The following is a 23,052-nucleotide window of genomic DNA, read 5'->3' as shown; positions in this document are numbered from 1 at the left end:
TTACCAGTTCCACATGGTCCCGTCCTCAAGACGGGCCGTGGGGAGCTGCGCGGGCTGGTACGGGTACTTCGCGGCCAGCTCCTCGTCGATATCGACTCCGTGGCCCGGTGCCTCGCCGCAATGCAGGAAGCCGTTCGCGAACGAGTAGTCATGCGGGAAAACCGCGTCGGTTTCATCGCTGTGACGCATATATTCCTGGATGCCGAAATTGGGCACCCAGGTATCGAAGTGCAGCGCCGCACCCATCGTGACGGGGGACAGGTCGGTCGCCCCGTGGCTGCCTGTCCGCACCTGGTATAGCGACGCGAAATCGGCGATCCGGCGCAGGTGCGTGATCCCGCCTGCGCGCAGCACGGTGGTGCGGATGTAATCGATCCACTGGTTCTCGATCAGCGTCTTGGCGTCCCAGATCGTGTTGAAGATCTCCCCAACCGCGACCGGAGTTGTTGTGCGCTCGCGGATCAGGCGGAAAGCCTCCTGGTTTTCCGCAGGCGTGGGATCTTCCATCCAGAACAGCCGATATGGCTCCAGCGATTTGCCCAGCTGTGCTGCCTCGTTCGGAGTCAGCCGGTGGTGCACATCGTGAAGCAGTTCGGGCTCGTCACCGAACTCCTTGCGCAGCGCTTCGAACAGCTTGGGGGCGAAGCGCAGGTACTTGGGCGTATCCCACACAGTCTCGGTCGGCAGCGCAGCGTCAGCAGGCTCGTAATGCATCGTCCCGCGCGCGATGCCATAGGCCTTCTCGATCCCCGGAATGCCGCTTTGCGCGCGGATCGCCTTGTAGCCGAGGTCGATATACTTGCCGACCGCTTCGACCGTGTCCGCCAGCGTCTCGCCATTGGCATGGCCGTAGCACAGCACGCGGTCGCGGCTGCGCCCGCCGAGCAGCTGGTAGAGCGGCATGCCCGCCATCTTGCCCTTGATGTCCCACAAGGCGGTGTCGACCGCACTGACCGCGGAAAGCTGCACCGGGCCGCGCCGCCAGTAGGATCCGCGATAAAGGAACTGCCAGATATCCTCGATCCGGCGCGGATCGCGCCCGATCAGGCACGGGATCACGTGTTCCTCCAGATAGGCGACTACGGAAAGCTCGCGCCCGTTCATGGTCGCATCGCCAATGCCGTACACGCCCTGATCGGTCTCGATCCTGAGCGTGACGAAATTGCGCCCCGGGCAGGTGACGATTACTCTTGCCGTCGTGATCTTCAACGCGTTACCCCTCTTGCGATAGCGCTACCAATGCGTCGAACCGGCGCCGATCACAAGAGAGGACCGATCCTGCCCCAGCGATTGCAGCTCCACCCCGACCGTCTGTTTCCTGCGGAAAGCCGGACCCGCGACATCGCGCGTGCGCTCTATGAAAGCGTGTGCGACCTGCCGATTATCAGCCCGCACGGGCACACCGACCCGGCATGGTTTGCGGAGAATGCAGCCTTCGGCAATCCGGCCGAGTTGCTGCTGCAGCTCGACCATTACCTGTTCCGCATGCTCTATTCGCAGGGCGTAAAGCTCGAAGAGCTGGGGATCGGTGCGGATGCCGACCCGCGTGAGGCGTGGCGCATTTTCGCGCGGCATTATCACCTGTTTCGCGGCACGCCCTCGCGCATCTGGCTCGACTGGGTGTTCGCCGAGGCCTTCGGGATCGACGTAAGGCTCGAAGGCGAAACGGCAGACCACTATTACGACGTGATCGACGCCGCGTTGCAGACCGATGCGTTCCGTCCGCACGCGCTGTTCGATCGCTTCGGGATCGAATTCCTCGCCACCACCGAGGGCGCGCTCGACCCGCTCGACCATCATCGGACGATCCGCGAGAGCGACTGGCAGGGCAGGGTGGTAACGACCTATCGCCCGGACGCCGTGATCGACCCCGAGTTCGAAGGGTTTGCGGAAAACCTCGCGAAGTTCGGCGAACTGACCGGCGAGGATGTGATGGACTGGAACGGCTACCTCGCCGCGCACCGCAATCGCCGTGCTTTTTTCAAGGCACATGGCGCGACGGCGACCGATCATGGCCATGCCAGCCCCGCGACCGCCAACCTCTCCCCTGCCGGGGCGCAGGCGTTGTTCGACCGGGTGAAGACGGGCCACGCCTCGGCGCAGGATGCCGAACTGTTTCGCGGGCAGATGCTGACCGAGATGGCGCGGATGAGCCTCGACGACGGGCTCGTGATGCAGATCCATCCGGGCAGCTATCGCAACCACAATGCGGCGCTGTTCGAAGCGTTCGGGCGCGACAAGGGCGCCGATATCCCGACGTCGGTCGACTTCGTCAACGGGCTCAAACCGCTGCTCGATGCGGTCGGGAACGAGCCCGATCTCACGATCACCCTCTTCACGCTGGACGAAGATACCTATGCCCGCGAGCTGGCGCCGCTAGCGGGGCATTACCCCTGCCTGCGGCTGGGCCCGGCATGGTGGTTTCACGACACCCCGGAAGGCATGCGTCGCTTCCGTCGCCGGACGACCGAGACCGCGGGCTTCTACAACACCGTGGGCTTCAACGACGACACGCGCGCCTTCCTCTCGATCCCCGCAAGGCACGATCTCGCGCGGCGGATCGACTGCGGTTTCCTGGCAGAGCTGGTCGCCGAGCATCGCCTGGAGGAGGACGAGGCCTTCGAGGTGGCGCATGCGCTCACCTACGGGCTGGTCAGGGATGCGTACCGGCTGTGAGACTGTCAGCGGACAGCATCCACGCCGTGCCGCAAGAGGTGCCCCGGCCCGGATATGATCGCGCGGCACAGCAGGTAGGCATCGTCCATTTCGGCATTGGCGCTTTCCATCGCGCGCATCAGGCCTGGTACACCGATGCCTGCATGAATGGGGGAGAGCGCGACTGGATGATCGCAGGCGTCTCGCTGCGATCGGGCACGGTCGCGCAGCAGCTCGATCCGCAGGACGGGCTCTACACGCTGGTCGAGCGGAGTGGAGAGCGCGTTGAGGCGCGGGTGATCGGCGCCGTCCAAGAAGTGCTGGTTGGCGGGGCAGACGACAACGCGATCCTGAGCCACCTTGCGGCACCGACCACGCATATTGTCTCGTTCACGGTGACCGAGAAGGGCTATTGCCGTGCGGGTAACGGTTCGCTCGATCTCGTGGCGGCGAGGGAGGGGAGCTTCTATCCGCATCTCGCCCGCGCGATGCGAGAGCGCAAGCAGGCAGGCAGCGGCGGGCTCACCCTGCTGAGCTGCGACAATTTGGCGCATAATGGGGATCGGCTGGCGCAGCTGATGCGCGAATTCCTCGACGCCGAAGCGCCCGATCTGGTCGCGTGGTTCGACGCCGAATGCACGTGCCCCAATTCGATGGTGGACCGGATCGTCCCGGCGGCCACTCCCGCCGATCTCGATGCCGCGCAGGGCCTACTTGGCGCGGTGCGGGACGAAGGCGCGGTGTTCACCGAGGCCTTCAGCCAGTGGGTGATCGAGGATCGCTTTGCCGGGCCTCGCCCCGCTTGGGAAAACCACGGTGCGCAACTGGTCTCGGATGTTGCGCCATACGAGACCGCGAAGCTGCGCATGCTCAACGGCGCGCATTCCTTGCTCGCTTATGCAGGCCTGTCGCGTGGCTACCAGTTCGTGCACGAGGCGGTGGCCGATCCGGCCTTGCGCACTTTGGTCGAACGTCTGATGCGTGACGAGGCCGCGCCGACCATTTCCGCTGCATCGGGGCAGGACCTTGGCGCCTATGCCGACCGGCTTCTCGCTCGCTTCGAGGACCCGGCGCTGCGCCACCGGCTGGCACAGATTGCGATGGATGGCAGCGAGAAGCTGCCGCAGCGCTGGCTCGAGACGCTGGCGCACAATCCGCAGCAGCAATGCACCGCGATCCTTTCCGGAATTGCGGCGTGGCTCTGGCACCTCACGGATGGTCGCTTTGTGGACGATCCGCGCGGCAGCGAGCTGCGCGCACTGGTCGCAGCGACCCCGCGCGACCAACTGCTCGCAACGATGTTCGGCGAGGGCGGGCCTTTGGCATCGCGCTGGTCGCCGAGCGATGCCGACTGCCGATACGTAGAAAACAAGCTGGGAGAGCTATCGTGAACCACATTCGATTTGTCGTCGCGCCGGTGCTGATCGCACTTGCGGCCTGCCAGACGGCCGCGCCGCCTGCCGATAGTTCGCTCTATGAGCCGCACCCGGTTGCGATTGCGCCCGCGAACAGCCCCGTGGCGCGTCACGGACAGCTTTCCATCGTCGATGGCAAGGTGGTGGACAAGACGGGGGACCCGGTCACCTTGCGCGGGATGAGCCTGTTCTGGTCGCAGTGGGAGCCGGAATATTACTCCGCCGAAACCGTGCGCTGGCTGGCGCGGGACTGGAAGGTCAGCGGGGTGCGCGCCGCCATCGCCGCAGAAGGAGACGATAGCGCCCGCCAGCACTTCGACCGCGAGTTTGCCAAGGCGTCCCGTGTAATCGAGGCTGCGGCGGCGGAAGGCATCTACGTCATCGTCGACTGGCACGCACACCGATCCTACCCCGACGAGGCGGAGCGCTTCATGGTCGCCATTGCGGAGCGTTATGGTCACCTGCCGAACCTGATCTACGAGCCGTTTAACGAGCCCTTGCGCGAAGGTGTCGACTGGTCGCGCGACATCAAGCCTTATCATGAGCGTATTATCGCCGCGATCCGCGCGGTGGACCCGGACAATCTCATCATTGTGGGGTCGCCCAGCTGGAGCCAGGATGTCGACATCGCCGCGCGCGATCCGCTGGTTGGCGAAAATATCGGCTACACGCTCCACTACTACGCCGCCACGCACAAGGAATCGCTGCGCGATCGCGCCGAGGCCGCGCGCCAACAGGGCCTTGCGCTGATGATCACCGAATTCGGTCTGGTGCAGGCGGATGGTGATGGGACGATCGACATGGCCAGCAGCAAGGAGTGGTGGGACTGGGCCGAGGAACACGACATTTCGTGGTTTAACTGGTCCATCGCGGACAAGGACGAGGGCAGCGCCGCGCTCAAACCCGGGACGGGCCCATCGGGGTGGAGCGAGGACGATCTGACCGCGTCTGGCAAGGTGCTGCGTGCCCGGCTGCGCGCTGCTGCCGTGGCGGAAAGACGCTAGGGAAATGCGCTTGCGGTCACTGGCCTGCCTCCATATGATAGCGCTAACAAAATAGAATAAAAATGGGAGGGGATGATGGCTAGCATGGCCGAGGTGGCGAAACCGCTGGGCAGGTACCGTTGGGGTATCTGCGCGCTGCTCTTCTTCGTCATTACGATCAACTATATCGACCGCCAGATCATCGGGGTTCTCAAGCCCGTGATCGAAGAGGAGATGGGCTGGTCCGAGGTCGATTACGGCAACATCGTCACCGCATTTCAGGCGAGCTACGGCATCGGCCTTCTGGTGGTCGGGCGCTGGCTGGACCGGGTCGGTACGCGAAAGGGGATCGCCATTGCCATCGCGCTGTGGAGCCTTGCTGCGTGCTTCCACGCCGCCGCGCGCAGCGTGCTCGCCTTCATCCTCGCGCGCATTGCGCTGGGGGTCGCGGAGAGCGCGGCTTATCCGGGTGCGGTTAAATCCATCGCCGAATGGTTTCCCAAGCGCGAGCGTGCGCTGGGTGTGGGCATCCTGAATGCAGGCGCGAATGTCGGTGTGCTGCTGACGCCGATTATCGCGATAGGCATTGCCGGGGCCTATGGCTGGCGATCCGCCTTCCTCGTCACCGGGTTGATCGGGTTCGTCGTGTTGTGGGCATGGTTACGATACTTCCGCCAACCTGCCGATCATCCCAAGGTCTCGACCGATGAGCGCACGTGGATCGACCAGGACGGCGAGGACGCAGCCGGCGAACCGCTTGGCTGGAAGGACGCGATCCGCCAGCGGCAGGCGTGGTTCTTCATCTGCGGCAAGTTCTTCACCGATCCGGTGTGGTACCTGTTCCTGTTCTGGCTGCCCGATTTCCTGTCCAAGACGCAGGGGATGGAGCTGTTCCCCAAGGGCGACAGCGGCATCCTCGCCACGATCGGCCCGGCACTGATCGGGGTGTACCTGCTGGCCGACATCGGTTCGATCGCAGGCGGTTGGCTCTCCTCGCACCTCGTCGGGCGCGGCTGGAGCGTAAACCGGGCGCGCAAGACGACGCTGTTCGTCGCCGCGCTGTTCGCGCTGCCAATGGTGACTGTGGCCAGCGTGCCCGAACCGTGGATGGCGGTGTTGCTGATTGGCCTAGGCACGGCGGCGCACCAGGCGTTCAGCTCCAACATCTTCACCATGATTGCCGACATGTACCCGCGCCGCGCGGTCGCGACGATTGCGGGCATGGGCGGTGCTGCGGGCGCGGTCGGTGGTATCCTGATCGCGCAGGCGACGGGCTGGACCCTCGAACTGACAGGGTCTTACGTGCCCATCGTCATCTACGCGGGGCTGGGCTACATGATCGCCTTCCTCGTTATCCAGACGCTGGTGCCGAAAATGGCGCCAGCGCCGATCCGTTAGGGAGGCAGACTGGCCAATGGCGCGCATCGCCTGTTTCGGGGAAATCCTGCTCCGGCTCTCACCGGCCAATGGCGTTGGCCTGCGTCGCGCATCTCAGCTGGATCTGCATGTCGGCGGGGCCGAGGCGAACGTGGCTGTCGGTCTCGCGCAGCTGGGGCACGATGTGCGGATGATCTCTGCCGTCCCCGCCAACCCGCTGGGTGAGCGGATGCGCCGCGCGCTGGATGCGGAGCGGGTCGATACGCGCTTCATGGTCGATGGGCGCGGCAGGGCCGGGCTCTATTTCGTCGACGGGCTGGGAGCAGGCCGCACGCCGCGAGTGACATACGACCGGGCCGAGAGTGCTTTCGCCCGATGCGGCACGGAGGCGTTCGATCTCGCCGCGGCACTGGACGGTATCGACCTGCTCGTGGTGAGCGGGATTTCGCCGGCCCTTGGCGCGGAACCCGCCGCTGCGACTTTGGCAATCGTTAACGCCGCCCGCTATGCCGAGTGCACGGTCGCGATGGACTGCAATTATCGCGAAAGCCTTTGGCGTGGGAGCGATCGCGAACGGGCGAGTGTGCTCGCCCCGATCGTCGAGCAGGTGGACGTGCTGTTCGCGAGCCACCGCGACGCCGCCTACCTGGCGGGTTTCGAGGGTGGCGCGCGGGAAGAACGGGAGGCCGCGTCGGCGCTGTTCGCGCGCTTCCCCCGGCTATCGGCAATCATTGCGACCCGAAGGGGCGAGGGGGCCGATATTGCGGGAACGGTTGCCGCGCGGCTGGACAGGCCCGATGGTGATACGAAATCCGGACCGGTCAACTTGCCTTCGCAGGTCGGTCGCATCGGCGCAGGCGATGCTTTTGCGGCGGGCGTGTTGCATGGCCTGATGGAAGGGTGGGAGGATTCTCGTGTGCTCGATCTCGGGCTCGCCGCCCTCGCGCTCAAACACGCGACACCGGGCGACATGCCCGACCACTCCCAGGCTGACCTTGCTGACCACACGCCCGGCGGGATTCGCCGCTAGACCGCGATATCGACCGCAATGGGCGCGCCGCCCCGGTCCGCGCTGGCATAGCAGGCTTCCATGATCTGCAGGTCGCGCAGGCCCATCTCGCCCGGAGTGCGCAGCGCAGTATCGTTGCGAACGGCCTGCGAGAATCCGTCGACCTGGGCGCTGAACTGCGTCATCGGATCGCCCGCCTGGAAGGTGCGCGGCGGTGCGCCGCCGCCTTCGAGCGTGATCTGGTTGAAGTTGTAGGTGGTCGCAGGCTGCATCTCGATGCTCGCATCGCTGCCGAAATAGCGCTGGCGCGAGACATAGGGGCTCCAGCAGTACGACGACGAGCCCTGCACATTGATACCGCTGGCCATGGTCAGCCGATAGTCGATCGCGCCCTCAACCTCCGTGAAGCGCGGATCGCCTGCCGGCGTCGCGTAGGCGGCAGAGACGCGGGTCACCTTGTCTCCCGGCAGCATCATCAGCGAGGTGTTGATGCCGTAGACGCCGATATCCCACAGCGATCCCCCTCCGGCGAGCGCCTTTTCCAGGCGCCACTTGTGCGGCGGGTAATCGGGATTGGCGGAAAACCCGTGGTCGGCGGAAACGAACCGCATCGTGCCGAGGTCACCGTCCGCCACGATCTTGAGCGCCTGCATATTGTTCGGCTCGAAATGCACGCGATAGGCCACGCCGAGCTTGCGGCCCGCGCTTCTGGCTGCGGCGATCATGGCTTCGGCCTCTTGCGCGCTATTCGCCATCGGCTTTTCGCACAGCACATGCTTGCCCGCTTCCAGCGCGCGGATCGTGAACTCAGCATGCAGGCCGACGGGGAGGACGATGTAGACGCAGTCGATGGAGGGATCGTCCACAATCGTGTCGAAATTATCGTAATTGTAGTGACGGCTGACCCCGTACCGTTCGCCCAGCATGCGGGATTTTTCCGCGTTGCCCGATACGAAGGCTGCGAGATGGGAAAGGCGTGCATCGGCAAAGCCGGGAATGACTTGTCCGACGCCGAAGGTGCCGAGGCCCACGATTGCCCAGCCCAGGCGGTCCCCCGGTTTTTCCGGCAGGGCAGGATTGCCGAGCAGAGGCTGGCCTTCGGCCCGCTGGGCGAGCGCCTTGCCCGAGGCGAGCGATGCCGCCGCTGCGGCCCCGAGTGCGAGCGCCTCGCGCCGCGTGGTATTCTTTCCGGTTTCCTTGTTCGACATGCCCGCCCTCCCTGCTGGTACCGCTAACAACCATGGCAGGAATACGGGGGAATGACCATTGTCCGCTTGCTGTGAGGTCGCCTCATCGACGCCTGACAAGCCCGCGCTCTGGCCTAGGCGCCAGAGTGATCGGACCTGTGGAGAGCAGCAAGGTCATCGCCATCAGCACCGCATGATGAAGTGCGAAGCGCTGCACATCGGCAACCTCGACCTGCAACAGCCCGCACGCGAGATAGACCGGCGCGAGCAGAGGGCTGATCTCCCGTGTGTTGCGCCGGGCGATGACCATAAAATTAGGGCGGGCCTTCGCGGGCCCGCCCGTTATGCTTTCGGCTTGTAACCGTTAGTCTGCTTGGGCGGGCTGCCCTCCGTTGGCCGAACGACGGGCTGCCTGCCCGGATGCCTCGCCAGCGACCAGGGCATCGCCCTGCGCGCTGAACATCCCGGCCGGCAGCGTGCGGGTCACTTTGCCCTGCTTGACCACCACCTGCTGAACGTTGCCACGGCCATCTGCGATCACCTGTCGGACTTTGCCAAGCGATGCACCATCGGGGGTCATCACGGGCATTCCCGGCGCGATGGTAGCTGTGCCTGCCGCTTGCGACGCGGCGCTTCCGGCCACCACGAGCGGCGATGACAACAGCGCGGCAGAAGCGTTGCCGTTGGCCGAGCCTTCGCCCGAGGCACTGTTGCCCATCGAAGGCAGGCCCGGTTGCGGCACGCTGCCAATCAGGCCGTTCGCAGTGCCGCTGCCACGTGCCACTGCCCGGGTGGCAGCGGTCCGCGCCTGGCCCGCAGCTGGTGCCAAGGTGCCGGCCAATGCATCCGTGCCGATCAGCTGCGCATCCGCGCTACCCTGTGCTTCGCCGCGGCCATATGCGCTTGCCTCAACACCGGTCATTGTGGGGATCGGCAGGTCCGCAAGGCTGGCGGTCGATCCGTTGACCGACCCACTTGCGCTACGCTGCGCCGAAACGCGACCATTGCGAGCATCAATGTCCTGATTGCCCTCGGTCTCGACAGTGCCATTCACCGTGCTGCGTAGCGACTGTGTGGTGCGATCAAGCGTGGTGGTGTCAATCGGACTGCCGATTGTGCCATTGATCGTGCCGCCCAAGCTGCCTCCAACGGCACCGCCGCCGCCGAGAAGCTGCGCGTGAGCACCGGTCGAAAACAGCGCGATGAAGCCTGCGGTCAAAAGAAGCTTTTTCATGAGTGTTCCTTTCCTCGAAATCAGGGCGGTCCAATCGGGGCCGCTCATCGGGAAAACGAACCAGCAATCGAATTTAATTCATGCCATCGGCGCGGCAGTCACTTTTTTCTGCCGCAGGTCGCGCAGACCAGGCCACGGCCATAAGTGCTGTCTGGGCCTTTGGGGCCGAGATCGCGCGCTTCGGCATCAAGTGCGCGGCGCCAGTCGCCGGAACGCGCCATGGCTCGGGCGATGCGAGCCGCCACCAGCGGCGTGGCAAAGGATGTGCCGCGCGCCTTGAACCACTTGCCCTTCGCGTTTCGCGCATGAATGTCCGCACCGGGGGCGGCATAGTCGAGGTGCAGCGCACGTCCTGCCTCGATCAATGCTCGCTTGCGCCCATCGACACCGGTGACCGCCACCACGCCATCATAGGATGCCGGGTAGGCGGGGGGCGCAGCCGGGCCATCGTTTCCTACCGCTGCCACGACCACCACGCCGCGCCTGCGCGCCTGCGCGATGGCCCTGCCGACGACGGCATTTCTGGGGCCGACCAGACTGATAGTCACGACCTTGCTGCCGCTTGCCGTCAACCAGCCCAGGCCTTTCGCAATGGCGAGAGCATTGCCGCCGGCGGGATCGCGGCCATAGACATCGGCCACCCGCACTCGTGCCACTCCGGCACTTTGCAGCAGGCTGGCGACTGCGCTCCCATGGTTGGACGCGTAAGGGGCCCCCTTGGCAAATCCGCGTGTCGCGACTGTCGCGATTGCACTGCCGGGCGCACCGTCGATCATCCCTACTTCGATGGTGCCGGACGCGGCAGCAGCCAGCGAGGCCGGACCTACCATCAAGGCCGATCCGCGATCGCTCGACCCGCTCTGTAGATAGAGGTTGTCGGCGGTTACTTCCGCGTTCGGGGCAATCGCGGTAGCGAGCTGTTCGGCCCGGGCCAGGCTCATCCCTTCCGGGACAGCCAATCTTGTTACGGTAAGATCGAGACCGTCGATGGCCTCGGTGCCGATCGGACGAAATCCCGCTGCACCCAGAGCGCGCAGATCGCCTTCCTGGAGCCCCACTGCCAGCACTTCGCCCCGGCGAGCAAGTTCGCCCCGGGCATCGCGCTCGATCAGATCAGGGTGCCGACGTAACAGGCGGTCGAGCCTACGCTCGCGCAATGTGAGCAAGCGGGGCGCCTTGCGATCAATATTCTCACGCGTCGCCTCTACGGTATTCCCGACTTTATCGCGCAAGTCGCCAACCACACCGCCGACTTCGGGCAACTGCGTGGGTACGCCAGGCAAGGCGATCTGGGCTGCGAGCGGGGTCGCGGTAAGCGCGATCAGGGCAAGAGCATATGCGGCGAGGGTGCGCATGGGTATTCCTTAAGCAGATTTCGCATTACATATGGATTAAACGACCGACCCCATCCGTTTCATCCGTGAAGAGGCACAGCAACCTGCCCCAGACGTTTGAAAGCCAGGTACTCGAACTGCTCCCGCGTCTGCGGCGCTTCGCGATCGGCCTTGCCGGCTCGCAAGCCGACGGGGACGATCTGTGTCAGATGACCATCGAACGCGCACTTTCCCGTCGCGACCAGTGGCGGGAAGGAACGCGCCTCGACAGCTGGATGTTTCGGATCATGCGTAATATTTTCATCGACGATAAGCGAGCCGTCGCCCGCCGCGGGCAGACCTTCGATACCGAGGAGGCGGGTATGACCGTAGGCGTCGAAGGATCGCAGGAGGCAGCGATCGAGCTTGCCTTGGTGGGCCGGTCGATGGAGCGCTTGCCCGATGACCAGCGCGAGGCGGTTCTCCTCGTTATGGTCGAAGGCTATTCCTACAAGGAGGCGGCCGAGATCGTCGGCTGCCCTGTCGGCACACTCAATTCGCGGCTTGTCCGGGGGCGTGACGCCTTGTTTGCGATGCTGGGAGAGGCGCCATGACGATCAGCAGGGAAAAGCTTGCTGCTTTCGCGGACGGACAACTGGACGACGAAGAGCGCGCCCGGATAGAACAGGCAATTGCTGCGGACACTTCATTGGCGCGCGAGGTGGCAGCGCATCAGGCGCTTCGCGATAGGTTGAACGCGCATTACGCCCCGATCCTCGACCAGCAGGTGCCATCGCACCTCACCGCACTGCTCGAGCCCAGGCAGGCACCGGAAAGCGACGCGACATCGAATATTACGAGCTTCGCCGAAGCTCGCGCCAAACGGGGAATGGTACCGGCGGTGCGCCGTTGGGCGCCAATAGCTGGCCCGGCACTGGCCGCCTCGCTGGTGCTCACCATCTGGCAACCGTGGCAAGGAAGCGGACCGCCCGAAGGCTACGCGGATGCCACGCTGTCAGCAGCGCTCGACACGCAATTGGTCGCTTCGCAAGAGCGCGATGCCGAGACTCGTATATTGTTGAGCTTCGAAGCGGACGAGGGCGAGCTGTGCCGCGCCTTCAGCGGCGAGGCCCGCAGCGGAATTGCCTGCCGCGACGATACCGGGTGGAGAATCGAGCAAATACTCGGCGGCGGCACAGCGCAGTCAACGGAGTTTCGGCAGGCCAGCAGTGAGCAGGACCTATTTGCCGCAGCGCAGGAAATGGCGGTTGGCGGTGCGCTGGATCCGCAAGCTGAAACGGCAGCACGCAAACGAGGTTGGCGCGCGAGCCGGTAACGCGCGGGCGCTGTGCCGAACACCCGTATCGACCTCTATACATCGGATAAAAAAGAGGGCCGGTGCGAGGACACCGGCCCTTCAGTTACGCATGGGCTTTGGGGTCTGTGGGGCTTACGGTCATCCGACCGTGACAATGCCCATGCGATATCCGCGCTTCGCCATCTTCTTCACGTAGTCTTCGCGCTCGTCCCGAAGCTCGTCGGCGTATTCTTCCCACGCGTCGCGCAGATCTTCGGCATCGCTCGCGCGATTGAGGTCGCTCCGGAGTTCTTTCTGCGCTTCGATAATGTCGATGCGATAATCGAACCACAGCTTGTTCTCGATCCCGGCGATCGGCGAGGTGATGATGCGTTGTTCCTCCTGGCGGGCCAATTGCTCTCCGAAGAGCGTGGGCACGGCCTGCGCGGCCGTAGCGGCAGTCATCGAGAGAGTAGCAAGCGTGAGGTAGGTCCGTTTCATGTTCGATCTCCAGAATGAGTGCTCCGGCGCTTCGTGCAGCCGGTCAGTCAGGAAACGAGCGGGCCAGCCGATCTAATTCAGAAAAAAATGGGAGGCGCGCTAAGCGAACCGAAATTAGTATGGCAGCCGTGGGTTGGATTCTGGATTTATCGTACCCGGAAGCCGGAAATCGGCTGTCGGCCCGAATCTCACACATCGGTGCGGCGAGCGATCGTTTGTGAAATGAGGTCGTGCCCGGAGATATTAGTGCATGGATAGTCGCCACGCTTCCCTGACATGGCTCGTTCCGTTTCCGGAACTACAGGACACGATGGGACATTTTGCTTGCGAAGGGAGTACCATTTGCCAAATTGGTTGCCCTACTGCGGGGAAGCGCCCGGTCGGGATGACTGGTTCGCGCGATGGAATCTTGCGCCCGAACTGCTGCTCGCCCTAGTCGTTTTCGCCGCAGCCATATGGTTATGGCGGGATCGCTTGCGGGTCCAACAGGCGACGGGTGCGCTGGCCGTCCTGGTGTTTCTCTATGTCAGTCCGTTTTGTGCGTTGGGCTCGGCACTGTTTACCGTACGCATTGTGCACGACATTTTGCTCGCCGCGCTGCTCGCGCCGCTTGTGGTTGCCGCACTCCGGCTGGACAGCTTGCGCATTGGCGGTTCGCTATCCGTTTGGACGGCGATCCATGCGCTGAGTTTCTGGCTCTGGCATGCCCCGCCGTTCTACGAAGCGGCAATGAGCAGCGATGCGGCGTTCTGGGCGATGCAAGCCAGCATCACTGGGATTGCAGCGATATGGTGGGCCAAGCTGGTTCGCGCACCAGCGCCGGCGGCAGCGATCGCCTCGCTCGCGACCATGGTCGCGATGGGCCTGCTCGGTGCTTTACTGGCGTTCGCCAGCCGCGCTTTCTACGCGCCACATTGGCTGACCACGCAGGGCTGGGGGCTTTCCCCGCTGGAGGACCAGCAATTGGCGGGGATTATCATGTGGGCTCCGGGCAGCCTGGTGTACCTGCTCGCCGCGCTCGCAATTCTTTATCGAGCCTTGGGCGTCAGGGCCCCGACATGAGGCTGCATCGCCTGATCCGTCAATGGGCCGTCAGCTATACCGAAGAAGGCAAGTATTCGCCCATTGGCGTATGGTTTCACTGGATCATGGCAGGGCTCGTGCTGTTCCAGCTCGGCTCGGGCTGGCTGATGGCGCGCTACCCGGTGGGGGGCAGCAAGCTGGCGACATACGAACTCCACAGTGAACTTGGGTTGTCGATCCTGCTGCTGGCGCTGCTTCGTTTCGCATGGCGACTCTTCATTCCCGATCCGATCAATGATGCGGACAAGCCGGGCTGGCAGAGCGTGGTCGCCCATGCGACCGTAATAGTGTTCTACATGCTGTTCGCGCTGCTGCCCCTGTCTGGCTGGGCGATGTGGTCTGCGATCCAGCCGGTCGAGCCGCTGCGCATTGCGGGCATCGTGGAAATCCCGCCGATGCCGTTCCACACCCTCTCGCCCGAATGGAAATATGAGGTGCTCCGTTGGGCGAGATCGCTGCATGTATGGGGTGTGATCGGCCTTGCACTGCTGGTGCCGATGCATGTCGGCGCGGCGCTAAAGCATCATTTCTGGGACCGCGACGACGTGGTCAGGGGCATATTGCCCGAGATTCCGGACGACGAGACGGCGCCGGACCACCGGCGATATACTCCGCGAGTGGGATGATTTCGTCTTCACGCAGCTTGCTCGCGGCATCGTGCATGACACCCATCGGATCGCCATAACGTTCCCCCGAGCGCCAGCGCCGCAATTGTTCTGCGTGGTAGGCCGCACCCTGGCCGGTCAGCGATGGGATGCCCGTTCCGATCCCTTCGCCATCCGTGCCGTGACACGAAGCGCATGGGGCAAGACCGCGCTCGGGGAGGCCGCGCTGATAGATGGCATGCGCTTGGTCGAGCGCGCAGCGGGCGGAGGAATATGACGGGTCGACATCCGCAACGGCAGGCGGCCTCATCAGCGCGTAATAGGTCGCCACGGCAAGCCGCTCCTCACTGTTCAGACGCGCGGCGAGCCAGCTCATCTGTGGGTGGCTGCGCTGCCCGTCGGCGTAGTGTCCCAGCTGGCTGACCATGTAGCCCGGATCGAGCCCGGCGATACGCGGCACCATCGCGCCATCGCCTTCGCCGTTCAGGCCATGACAGGTGTGGCAGGCGGCCTGCGGTCCGGCATCGCCGCCGGACAGCGCGAGCAGCTCTCCGCTATCGTCGAACGGATCCGAAATCGGCGCGGGGCTACATGACGAGATTGCGACGGCGAGCACCAGCAAGGTGGTGAAAGCAGAATAAGCTGGGCGCAAACGCATCGTTCGTGGGAACGAAGCGGACGCTCGCCCGGTTCCCTTTGGGATGGGGCGAGACAAACAGTGCGAACGAGGGGGGCGGATATCGATGGCGATGATCGCGCTCCTCGCCTGTACTTTGCTGACCGCGTGCAAGGACCCGGTACAGACACGGCAGGAACCGACCGACGATTCCCAGATGCGCGGCCTCGCAGCGATAGAGCGCGCAGGCTGCGGGTCTTGCCACGAAATCCCCGGTCTCGATTGGCCCAAGGGGCGGCTCGGCCCCTCGCTCGAAGGGTTCGACGACGTGGGTCTGATCGCCGGAGAACTGCCCAACCGACCCGATGTGCTGGCAGCTTTCATCCGCAATGCGCCCGAAGTGAAGCCTGGCTCCACCATGCCCCCGATGCCTCTGAGCCAAGAGGAAGCCGAAGATATCGCCGCCTATCTTTATGGTATCGACCGTGATTGAGGCTCGTCATGCTTGATGCGCTGTGGGGCTGGCCGCCGCCCGTGCTCGATCCTGCAGGCCCTTTCTCCGCGCAGGTGACCACGCTGGCCTGGGCGCTGTTCGGACTGGGCGCGGTCGTCACCGTGGTCATCGTGGCCGCGCTATGGGCGGCGATCAAAGGACCGTCGAAATGGAAGCAGGCTTTGGGCGGGGAGCGGGCAATCTGGATCGGCGGCATCGCCTTTCCTGGCGTCGTGCTAACGGCCTTGCTGGTCTGGGGCCTGACCCTGACCGCAAGCCTGACCGAGCCTATTCGCGGCGACGAGATGCGCATTCGCGTCACTGGCGAAATGTGGTGGTTCCGGGTGCAATATCTCGATCCCGACGGGAATGTCGTGATGCAGGACGCAAACGAGATCCACATCCCGGTGGACACACCTGTGGTGCTCGAACTCGAAAGTGCCGATGTGATCCACAGCTTCTGGGTGCCGCACCTCTCCGGCAAGAAGGACATGATACCCGGTCGCCGGACATTCCTGCGGATCGAAGCGGATCGTGCAGGCGAATTCGGCGGCGTGTGCGCCGAATATTGCGGCGGACAGCACGCGCTGATGGGCTTCGTCGCGATCGCTTATGAGCCGGCCGACTGGGTACGCTGGCGCGATGCCCGACTGGCGCGGCTTGCCTCAGGCGTTCAACCTTCCGCAGCCGTGGCGCGGTCGACTACGACGGGGGGGCGCTCTGCCGCTGCGTCGCAAGGACGCGCACTGTTCATGGATACCGGCTGTGCCGCCTGCCACCGGGTCGCGGGCACGGAGGCGAACGGCCTCGCGGGGCCGGACCTGACCCATGTCGGATCGCGGCGTAGCCTTGGTGCGGGCATCCTGCCCAACCATCGCGGCACGATGATCGGCTGGATCGGCGACAGCCAGTCGATCAAGCCGGGCAACCGCATGCCGAGCTATGACCGGCTGAGCGCCGAAGAACTTGAAGCCATCGCGATCTGGCTCGAGTTGCAGGAATGAAATCCGAAACCGGCTTCGACCATTCGCTGTATGAGCGCTTCCCGACCGAGAAGCGCCCGGACAGCGAAGTCGAGGAACTGACCGAAATCTGGAAAGCCCCCAAGGGATGGGGGCGGTTGACCGCAGTCAACAATAACTATGTCGGCTTCTGGTACGTCGCGACCGCTTTCGGGTTCTTCCTCGCGGCGGGCATCCTGGCTCTGGGCATGCGCATCCAGCTTGCCGCGCCGATGCAGGATTTCCTGGGCGCCGACACATACAACCAGTTCTTCACCATGCACGGCACGGTGATGATGTTCCTGTTCGCGGTGCCGATGGTGGAGGCGATCGGCATCATGCTGCTGCCGCAAATGCTGGCCGCGCGAGACCTGCCGTTTCCGCGCCTCTCTGCCTTCGCGTTCTGGGCCTATTTCGTCGGCGGGACGATGTTCTTCCTTTCGCTGTTCGTTGGGCTCGCCCCCGATGGCGGGTGGTTCATGTATCCCCCGCTTACCAGCATCGCGTTCAGTCCCGGAATCAACACGGATTTCTGGCTGCTGGGGATCGGCTTCATCGAAATATCGGCCATCGCCGGGGCGATCGAAATCATCGTCGGCGTCATGCGCACGCGCGCGCCGGGGATGACGCTGGATCGGATGCCGATGTTCGCCTGGGCGATGCTGGTCTTTGCGGTGATGATCGTTGTCGCGTTCCCCAGCGTCATCCTGTGCACCATGCTGCTGGAGATCGAGCGCGCGTTCAACTGGCCGTTCTTCGATCCGTTGCGCGGCGGCGACCCGATGCTGTGGCAGCACTTGTTCTGGTTCTTCGGCCACCCGGAAGTCTACATCATCTTCATCCCGGCCGCCGGGCTGATGAGCATGATGGTCGCGGTTGCCGCGCGTACCGAGCTGGTAGGCTTCCGGCTCAACGTGCTGGCGCTGGTAGCGACGGGATTCATCAGCTTCGGCGTGTGGGCCCACCACATGTTCGCCACCGATATGCCGCGCCTTTCCGCCGGCTATTTCTCGGCCGCGAGCATGGCGGTGAGCCTGCCTGCCGGCATCCAGGTCTTCTGCTGGATCGCCACGCTGGCGAGTGGCAAGATCAGGTGGAACACGCCGGCGCTGTTCGTGGTCGGCAGCGTGCTTATCTTCACCATGGGCGGGCTGACAGGGGTGATGGTGGGCATGGTGCCATTCGACTGGCAGGCGCACGACACCTATTTCATCGTCGCGCACCTGCATTACGTGCTGATGGGCGGGATGGTGTTCCCGATGTTCGCCGCATTCTACCACTGGCACGGGATGACGAGCAGCAGGGCCCTGTCCGAAAAGGTCGGCAAGTGGGTATTCTGGCTGATGTTTGCCGGGCTGCACATCACCTTCTTCCCGATGCACCTGACCGGGCTGATGGGGTTGCCACGACGGGTTTACACCTATCCCTCGGGCCGCGATTTCGATCTCCTCAACCTGATCTCCACCATCGGTGCATTCATACTGGCAGCGGGCATCCTGCTGTTCGTCATCGATTGCATCCGGAGGTTTCGGTTCACCGTCGATGACGATGCGGGCAATATCTACGGCGGCGGTACGCTGGAGTGGCTGCCGACCGGGCTCTATTCTACCCGGTCGATCCCGCTGGTTACCTCGCGAGAGCCCTTGTGGAATCGACCCGAGATTTCGAAGGAGGTGGAAGAGGGCCGCTATTTCCTGCCCAATTCGCCGACGGGGCAGCGCGAAACTCTGATCACCTCGCCGATCCTGGCCGAGCCGCAATATATCCAGCTGATGCCCGGCCCGTCACCCTGGCCCTTGTCGGCGGCCGTGTTCACCGCGCTGTTTTTTCTGTCGCTGACCGTGCAGGGCTATGCCTTTGCCGTGTTCTGCGGCATCGTCGCAGTGGTCAGCACCCTGCGCTGGCTGTGGGACACCGACCGTCCGGTGGAACAGCAAAGCGCCAACATCGGCGCAGGGATCGAAGTGCCGATTGCGATCACCGGGCCCAAGAGCCACAGCTGGTGGGCGCTCAATGTGCTGATGGTGGTAATCGGCATGATCGGCTTCATGGCGGTGTTCGCTTACCTGTACCTCTACGGGATCAGTCCCGAAGTCTGGAGCGCACCGCCACCGCTGCGCGAGACCGCGCTGATCGTGGGGCTGGAAGCGCTGGCCCTTCTGGCGGCATGGGGTGGCAGACGTATGCTCGCGACGCGCGAAGGCAAGCTGGCGCGGGATCTGCCTTGGGTGTTCGAGGCGACGGCGGCGGCGCTCCTTGTGGGCGCTCTCTATCTCGACATCACGGGCTGGCTCGGGACCGGGCTCTCACCGACTGCCAGCGGCATGGGCGCGAGCGTCTTCATGCTCGCCGTGCTGCAGGCCCAGGTGGTCACCGTCGCGGTCATCATGGCGGCCTATCTCGCCTTCCGCGAAGCGCGCGGGATCATGACCACGCCGACCAATGTGACGATGGACGTGGTCGCGCGCTTCATTTCCTACTGCGCTCTGCAGGGCATGGCCTTCACGATCATCCCGCGGGTGTTTCCCGGTGGGTGAGGATGCCGGAGCGGAAGGCGGCCAGCCGATCGACAGGCCTTCCATCTACCGAACGCTCGTGCTCGCTTTCGCGGTGTGGGCGCTGCATTTCATGATCGCCTATGGTGCGGTGCTGGTCTTCCCGGGGCAGGCGATCGCACGCTGGATCGCGGTTGCCGCTGGCATTGTCGCATGCGCGGGTTTGCTATTCTGGGCGCGCCGTCTGCCCCGCGCTTCACTCGCCTTCGGTGCGATCGGTCTGGCGGTGGCCGCCATCATCCTTGGCACTTTCCCCGCCATTGTGGGTTAGAGGAGCTGAGGAGAAGCGCAAGATGGAGCGAACAGCGGACAGGACATCACTGCACTGGCGATCTTTCGCGAACCCGCTCCACGCAATTCTGCTGGCCTTCCCGGTCGCGCTCTACCCTTCCGCATTGCTGTCCGACATCACGTATCTCAACACCGCAGAGGTCCAGTGGAGCAATTTTTCCTCCTGGCTCATCGCAGGGGCGGACTGCTTTGCAGGCCTGGTCCTTGCCTGGGCTTTGCTCAGCCTTTTCTTCGGTCGTTTGAGAAATGCCGGTGGCATCGGCCTGATCTATCTGGGTAGCGTCGCCGCAATGTTCGTTCTGGGCGTGATCAACGCCTTCCAGCATGCGCGCGACGGCTGGCACTCGGTCGGTACGTTCGGACTGGCGCTCTCGGTCCTGTGCACGCTGCTGGCCTTCGTAGCCGCATACCTCGCCCACAGCACACGCATGGCGGAGCAAGCGACATGAGCCGCCTTGCTACTCTCGCGCTGCCGCTCGCGCTGGTCCTCGGTGCATGTCAGGCCGGGAGCGATCCCGATGTCGACGAGACGGGCACGGGCCCGGACCTGCCCGAACAGAGCGACACGCTGTTTCCGGCCATGACCATTCCGACGCCGGAAGGGTGGGATGGGGAACTGCCCACAGTCCCCGAAGGCTTCACGGTCAGCGCCATAGCGCAGGACCTGAAAATCCCGCGCCAGACTCTGGTCTTGCCCAATGGAGATATCCTGGTCGCGGAAGGATCGGGCGGCAAAGCGCCCAAGCTGCGCCCGAAGGATGTGATCGCAGGCTGGATAAAGAGTCGCGGTAAAAGTTCGGTCGAGGGTGGTGATCGTATTACCCTCCTGCGCGACGACGATGGCGACGGGCAGACCGATCTGCAGACGACCTTCATCGAGGGGCTGGACGCGCCTTATGGCCTCGCCTTCGTGGACGGCACGCTCTACGTCGCCAACCAGGGCAACCTTGTCAGCTTCCCCTATACAGAAGGGGCGACCAGCCTTCCCGGACCGGGGACCGAACTCACCAAGCTCCCCGCCAAGATCAACCACCACTGGACCAAGGCGCTGACCGCCAGCCCCGACGGATCCAAGCTCTATGTCGGCATCGGCTCTAACAGCAATGTCGGCGAACGCGGGATGGACGTGGAAGAAGATCGTGCGGTGGTCTGGGAGATCGATAGGGAAACCGGCGCCAGCCGCATTTTCGCTTCCGGTATCCGCAACCCTACCGCGCTCGCCTTCAATCCATGGACCGATGGCTTGTGGGCCGTGGTCAACGAACGGGACGAACTGGGCCCCCAGCTGGTGCCCGATTACCTGACATCGGTGAGGGATGGCGGCTTCTATGGCTGGCCCTATAGTTATTACGGGCAAACCATCGATCCGAGGATTAAGCCCGCGCGCCCCGATCTGGTCCGCACCGCGATTGTCCCGGACTATGCGCTTGGGGCGCATGTCGCAGCGCTGGGAGTCGATTTTACCACTGAGGACGGCCTTGGCGGACGGTTCAGGGAGGGCGCGTTCGTTGGCATGCACGGCAGCTGGAACCGTTCCGATCCCTCTGGCTACAAGGTGGTGTTCGTGCCGTTTAGCAATGGTCGACCCACGGGCGAACCGATCGACCTGCTCACCGGCTTCTTGAAAGATGGCCATGCCCGCGGTCGCCCCGTCGGCGTGACCTACGATCCCGAGCGCCGTGTGCTGCTGGTGGCAGACGACGTATCGAACACCGTCTGGCGGATCGCTCGCCGCAGCGCGCCGCGCACCAATCCGCCGCCGCCGCGGGTCGCGGACTAGGCCAAAAGTTTGCTGTGTCTTACACCTGTTCGAAACCATGGATGATGGATCGCGAAGCGGCCCGGAAACTCCGTGGTTTCGACGCGCTTCGTAGAGCAATCGCCAGTCGCGCTTGCGCACATGGCTGAGTCAATCGGCCTAGGCACGGTTCTGCTCCTCACCCTGCTCCCGGCATTGGGTAGCCTGGCGGGAATGGCGCTTGCCGAATGGCGTAAGCCGTCATCTGGAGTTACCGGCGGCGCGCTCCACATGGCGGCCGGGGTCGGGCTTGCGGTGGCGGCGACCGAGCTGTTACCGCGAGCGCAAGAGCTCGTCGCCATCTGGCTGGTCGCATTTGCGTTCGTAATCGGAGGAGGCGTTTCGGTTGCGATCGCGGCGGTGGCACAGCGCATTCGCGGCAGCAAGGATGGAGCGGAGGAACGGGGCTGGGGGGCGCACACCGCGATCACGCTGGACCTCTTCACCGACGGGCTGATGACGGGCGGGGGCGCTGCTGTGGCTGGCCCGCTCGGAATACTCCTCGCGACGTCGCAAATTATCGGAAACCTGCCCGGTGGCTTCGCGATCACCGCAGCGTTTCGGGATAGCCGGGTCAAGCCGCGTGCCCGATTGCTGGCTGCACTCGCCTATTTTGTGGCTCCCTTGATCGGTGGGCTGGTCGGGTATGTCCTACTCAACGGCGCGGGCGAACTTGCGAAAGGCGCGGTACTGGCTGTTTTTGCCGGCATACTGCTGACAGCGACAATTGAGGATTTGCTCCCTGAAGCTGATGCGCCCGACACACCGCGGCACCTGTCGAGCCCAGCATTTGCGGTCGGGTTCGCCGTCCTTCTGTTGATGTCGGCGTGCATAGGGGCGTGATGGACGGACCAAATTCGGCCAATGGCGAATCGGAAGTGCATTCGGTCGGCAGCATCCTGGACCGGTTGAGCGCGCTTGCCGAAAGGCACGATCGGGTCACGATCGGAGATGTCCTCGATACGATTGGAGATCGCTCCTACGGGCCTGCGCTGCTAATACCGGCGCTTATCGAAATCAGCCCGATCGGCGGCATTCCCGCAGTGCCCACCTTTCTAGCCGTCATCGTCGCAATCACTGCAATCCAGCTGGCGTTGGACAAGGAGCATCTATGGCTGCCCGGCTGGCTCCAGCGCCGATCTGTCGGCGGCGAGCGAATGCACGAGGCGATCGGAAAGCTGGATGGCGTGGCACGGGTCATGGACAAGTGGTTTCATGGCAGGATGGATCGCTTCGTGCGTGCGCCCGTTGCGCGCAGCGCCGCATTGCTGATCCTGATCCTTTGCCTTTCTGTTCCGATCCTGGAATTCATTCCCTTCGCGAGCACGATCCCGATGGCCGCGATAGCTGCGTTCGGGCTTGCGCTGCTGCTGCGCGACGGCCTCCTCATGCTGATTGCCATCTCGTTCGGGGCGGCCGCTGGGGTGGCAGGCATCTTCTTTGCCATTGATTGGCTGTCAGCTGGGTGAGCGCACGATATCGATGGTGTCGAAGCCAATCGTTCCAGCAGCGCCACTAATGGGAAGCAATATTGGTCACACTTCGCATGTCTGCGATCTTCGCGAATACCACCGTTGGATAATGGCGGGGAGTGAAAGAAGCGGTACGAACTCTCCGGCAGGCGCGCGACCGCGCGCCG

24 protein-coding genes are annotated in these 23,052 nt (G+C 64.0%); 17 read left to right on the top strand and 7 right to left on the bottom strand.

Annotated features, from left to right (window positions below):
- Positions 1–1,209 (bottom strand): D-mannonate dehydratase ManD, encoded by a 1,209-nt coding sequence (gene manD / locus ACEQXE_RS04500; RefSeq protein WP_370177756.1) that lies wholly within the window; start codon positions 1,207–1,209, stop codon positions 1–3.
- Positions 1,210–1,239: 30 nt separating this feature from the next.
- Here manD and uxaC point away from each other — a divergent pair, with 30 nt between their 5' ends.
- From uxaC to ACEQXE_RS04475, 5 genes are all read left to right on the top strand, one after another.
- A complete protein-coding gene (gene uxaC, locus ACEQXE_RS04495; protein WP_370177755.1) occupies positions 1,240–2,676 on the top strand; it encodes a glucuronate isomerase in 1,437 nt (478 codons plus the stop codon).
- Complete coding sequence (locus ACEQXE_RS04490) at positions 2,673–4,046, top strand: mannitol dehydrogenase family protein (protein ID WP_370177754.1); 1,374 nt, start codon at positions 2,673–2,675, stop codon at positions 4,044–4,046. Before uxaC ends, ACEQXE_RS04490 begins: the two co-directional genes overlap by 4 nt.
- The gene (locus tag ACEQXE_RS04485; protein WP_370177753.1) at positions 4,043–5,074 is read left to right on the top strand and encodes a glycoside hydrolase family 5 protein; all 1,032 of its coding nucleotides are present in this window, start codon (positions 4,043–4,045) and stop codon (positions 5,072–5,074) included. The genes ACEQXE_RS04490 and ACEQXE_RS04485 overlap by 4 nt, the downstream gene beginning before the upstream one ends.
- A 72-nt stretch (positions 5,075–5,146) precedes the next feature.
- Positions 5,147–6,451, top strand: coding sequence for an MFS transporter (locus ACEQXE_RS04480; RefSeq protein WP_370183814.1), 1,305 nt, complete (start codon positions 5,147–5,149; stop codon positions 6,449–6,451).
- Between the two features lie 16 nt (positions 6,452–6,467).
- A complete protein-coding gene (locus tag ACEQXE_RS04475) occupies positions 6,468–7,460 on the top strand; it encodes a sugar kinase (protein ID WP_370177751.1) in 993 nt (330 codons plus the stop codon).
- Here ACEQXE_RS04475 and ACEQXE_RS04470 read toward each other — a convergent pair.
- The 4 genes from ACEQXE_RS04470 to ACEQXE_RS04455 form a co-directional block, all read right to left on the bottom strand.
- Positions 7,457–8,647 carry a Gfo/Idh/MocA family protein gene (locus ACEQXE_RS04470; protein ID WP_370177750.1) on the bottom strand — a complete coding sequence of 397 codons (1,191 nt, stop codon included), beginning with the start codon at positions 8,645–8,647 and terminating at the stop codon, positions 7,457–7,459. The two genes, ACEQXE_RS04475 and ACEQXE_RS04470, sit on opposite strands and share 4 nt — an antisense overlap.
- Before the next feature lie 82 nt (positions 8,648–8,729).
- Positions 8,730–8,936, bottom strand: a complete 207-nt coding sequence (locus ACEQXE_RS04465; protein ID WP_370177749.1) for a hypothetical protein — start codon at positions 8,934–8,936, stop codon at positions 8,730–8,732.
- Between the two features lie 54 nt (positions 8,937–8,990).
- On the bottom strand, positions 8,991–9,860 hold the full coding sequence (locus ACEQXE_RS04460) for a hypothetical protein (protein WP_370177748.1): 870 nt from the start codon (positions 9,858–9,860) through the stop codon (positions 8,991–8,993).
- Between the two features lie 98 nt (positions 9,861–9,958).
- Positions 9,959–11,215: a S8 family serine peptidase gene (locus ACEQXE_RS04455; RefSeq protein WP_370177747.1), complete on the bottom strand. Its 1,257-nt coding sequence runs from the start codon at positions 11,213–11,215 to the stop codon at positions 9,959–9,961.
- Between the two features lie 65 nt (positions 11,216–11,280).
- Here ACEQXE_RS04455 and ACEQXE_RS04450 point away from each other — a divergent pair, with 65 nt between their 5' ends.
- Positions 11,281–11,787, top strand: a complete 507-nt coding sequence (locus ACEQXE_RS04450; protein ID WP_370177746.1) for a sigma-70 family RNA polymerase sigma factor — start codon at positions 11,281–11,283, stop codon at positions 11,785–11,787.
- Positions 11,784–12,509 (top strand): anti-sigma factor, encoded by a 726-nt coding sequence (locus ACEQXE_RS04445; RefSeq protein ID WP_370177745.1) that lies wholly within the window; start codon positions 11,784–11,786, stop codon positions 12,507–12,509. Before ACEQXE_RS04450 ends, ACEQXE_RS04445 begins: the two co-directional genes overlap by 4 nt.
- Before the next feature lie 120 nt (positions 12,510–12,629).
- Here ACEQXE_RS04445 and ACEQXE_RS04440 read toward each other — a convergent pair whose 3' ends face one another.
- The gene (locus ACEQXE_RS04440; protein WP_370177744.1) at positions 12,630–12,971 is read right to left on the bottom strand and encodes a hypothetical protein; all 342 of its coding nucleotides are present in this window, start codon (positions 12,969–12,971) and stop codon (positions 12,630–12,632) included.
- Between the two features lie 342 nt (positions 12,972–13,313).
- On the opposite strand from ACEQXE_RS04440, the gene ACEQXE_RS04435 reads away from it, so the two are divergent.
- Together ACEQXE_RS04435 and ACEQXE_RS04430 are read left to right on the top strand one after the other, a co-directional pair.
- Positions 13,314–14,033 (top strand): cytochrome c oxidase assembly protein, encoded by a 720-nt coding sequence (locus ACEQXE_RS04435; RefSeq protein WP_370177743.1) that lies wholly within the window; start codon positions 13,314–13,316, stop codon positions 14,031–14,033.
- Positions 14,030–14,680, top strand: a complete 651-nt coding sequence (locus ACEQXE_RS04430) for a cytochrome b (protein ID WP_370177742.1) — start codon at positions 14,030–14,032, stop codon at positions 14,678–14,680. The genes ACEQXE_RS04435 and ACEQXE_RS04430 overlap by 4 nt, the downstream gene beginning before the upstream one ends.
- On the opposite strand, the gene ACEQXE_RS04425 is transcribed toward ACEQXE_RS04430, so the two are convergent.
- A complete protein-coding gene (locus tag ACEQXE_RS04425; protein WP_372520204.1) occupies positions 14,604–15,275 on the bottom strand; it encodes a cytochrome c in 672 nt (223 codons plus the stop codon). The two genes, ACEQXE_RS04430 and ACEQXE_RS04425, sit on opposite strands and share 77 nt — an antisense overlap.
- A 127-nt stretch (positions 15,276–15,402) precedes the next feature.
- Between ACEQXE_RS04425 and ACEQXE_RS04420 the strand changes: the two genes are divergently transcribed.
- The 8 genes from ACEQXE_RS04420 to ACEQXE_RS04385 all read left to right on the top strand — a co-directional run bounded on the left by ACEQXE_RS04420 (position 15,403) and on the right by ACEQXE_RS04385 (position 22,882).
- Positions 15,403–15,768, top strand: a complete 366-nt coding sequence (locus tag ACEQXE_RS04420; RefSeq protein WP_370177740.1) for a cytochrome c family protein — start codon at positions 15,403–15,405, stop codon at positions 15,766–15,768.
- Positions 15,769–15,776: 8 nt separating this feature from the next.
- Positions 15,777–16,772: a cytochrome c oxidase subunit II gene (locus tag ACEQXE_RS04415; RefSeq protein WP_370177739.1), complete on the top strand. Its 996-nt coding sequence runs from the start codon at positions 15,777–15,779 to the stop codon at positions 16,770–16,772.
- Positions 16,769–19,306 carry a cbb3-type cytochrome c oxidase subunit I gene (locus ACEQXE_RS04410; protein ID WP_370177738.1) on the top strand — a complete coding sequence of 846 codons (2,538 nt, stop codon included), beginning with the start codon at positions 16,769–16,771 and terminating at the stop codon, positions 19,304–19,306. Before ACEQXE_RS04415 ends, ACEQXE_RS04410 begins: the two co-directional genes overlap by 4 nt.
- On the top strand, positions 19,299–19,595 hold the full coding sequence (locus ACEQXE_RS04405) for a hypothetical protein (RefSeq protein ID WP_370177737.1): 297 nt from the start codon (positions 19,299–19,301) through the stop codon (positions 19,593–19,595). Before ACEQXE_RS04410 ends, ACEQXE_RS04405 begins: the two co-directional genes overlap by 8 nt.
- 22 nt (positions 19,596–19,617) lie before the next feature.
- The gene (locus ACEQXE_RS04400; protein ID WP_370177736.1) at positions 19,618–20,064 is read left to right on the top strand and encodes a DUF2231 domain-containing protein; all 447 of its coding nucleotides are present in this window, start codon (positions 19,618–19,620) and stop codon (positions 20,062–20,064) included.
- Positions 20,061–21,395 carry a sorbosone dehydrogenase family protein gene (locus tag ACEQXE_RS04395; RefSeq protein WP_370177735.1) on the top strand — a complete coding sequence of 445 codons (1,335 nt, stop codon included), beginning with the start codon at positions 20,061–20,063 and terminating at the stop codon, positions 21,393–21,395. The genes ACEQXE_RS04400 and ACEQXE_RS04395 overlap by 4 nt, the downstream gene beginning before the upstream one ends.
- A 192-nt stretch (positions 21,396–21,587) precedes the next feature.
- Positions 21,588–22,256: a ZIP family metal transporter gene (locus tag ACEQXE_RS04390; RefSeq protein ID WP_370177734.1), complete on the top strand. Its 669-nt coding sequence runs from the start codon at positions 21,588–21,590 to the stop codon at positions 22,254–22,256.
- A complete protein-coding gene (locus ACEQXE_RS04385) occupies positions 22,256–22,882 on the top strand; it encodes an exopolysaccharide biosynthesis protein (protein WP_370177733.1) in 627 nt (208 codons plus the stop codon). The genes ACEQXE_RS04390 and ACEQXE_RS04385 overlap by 1 nt, the downstream gene beginning before the upstream one ends.
- Positions 22,883–23,052: the final 170 nt, after the last annotated feature.

It is taken from the genome of Alteriqipengyuania sp. (assembly GCF_964222115.1).
Classification (GTDB): Bacteria; Pseudomonadota; Alphaproteobacteria; order Sphingomonadales; family Sphingomonadaceae; genus Alteriqipengyuania.
Note: the sequence above shows the minus strand (reverse complement) of the source record. Positions and strands in the feature narration are given on the sequence as shown.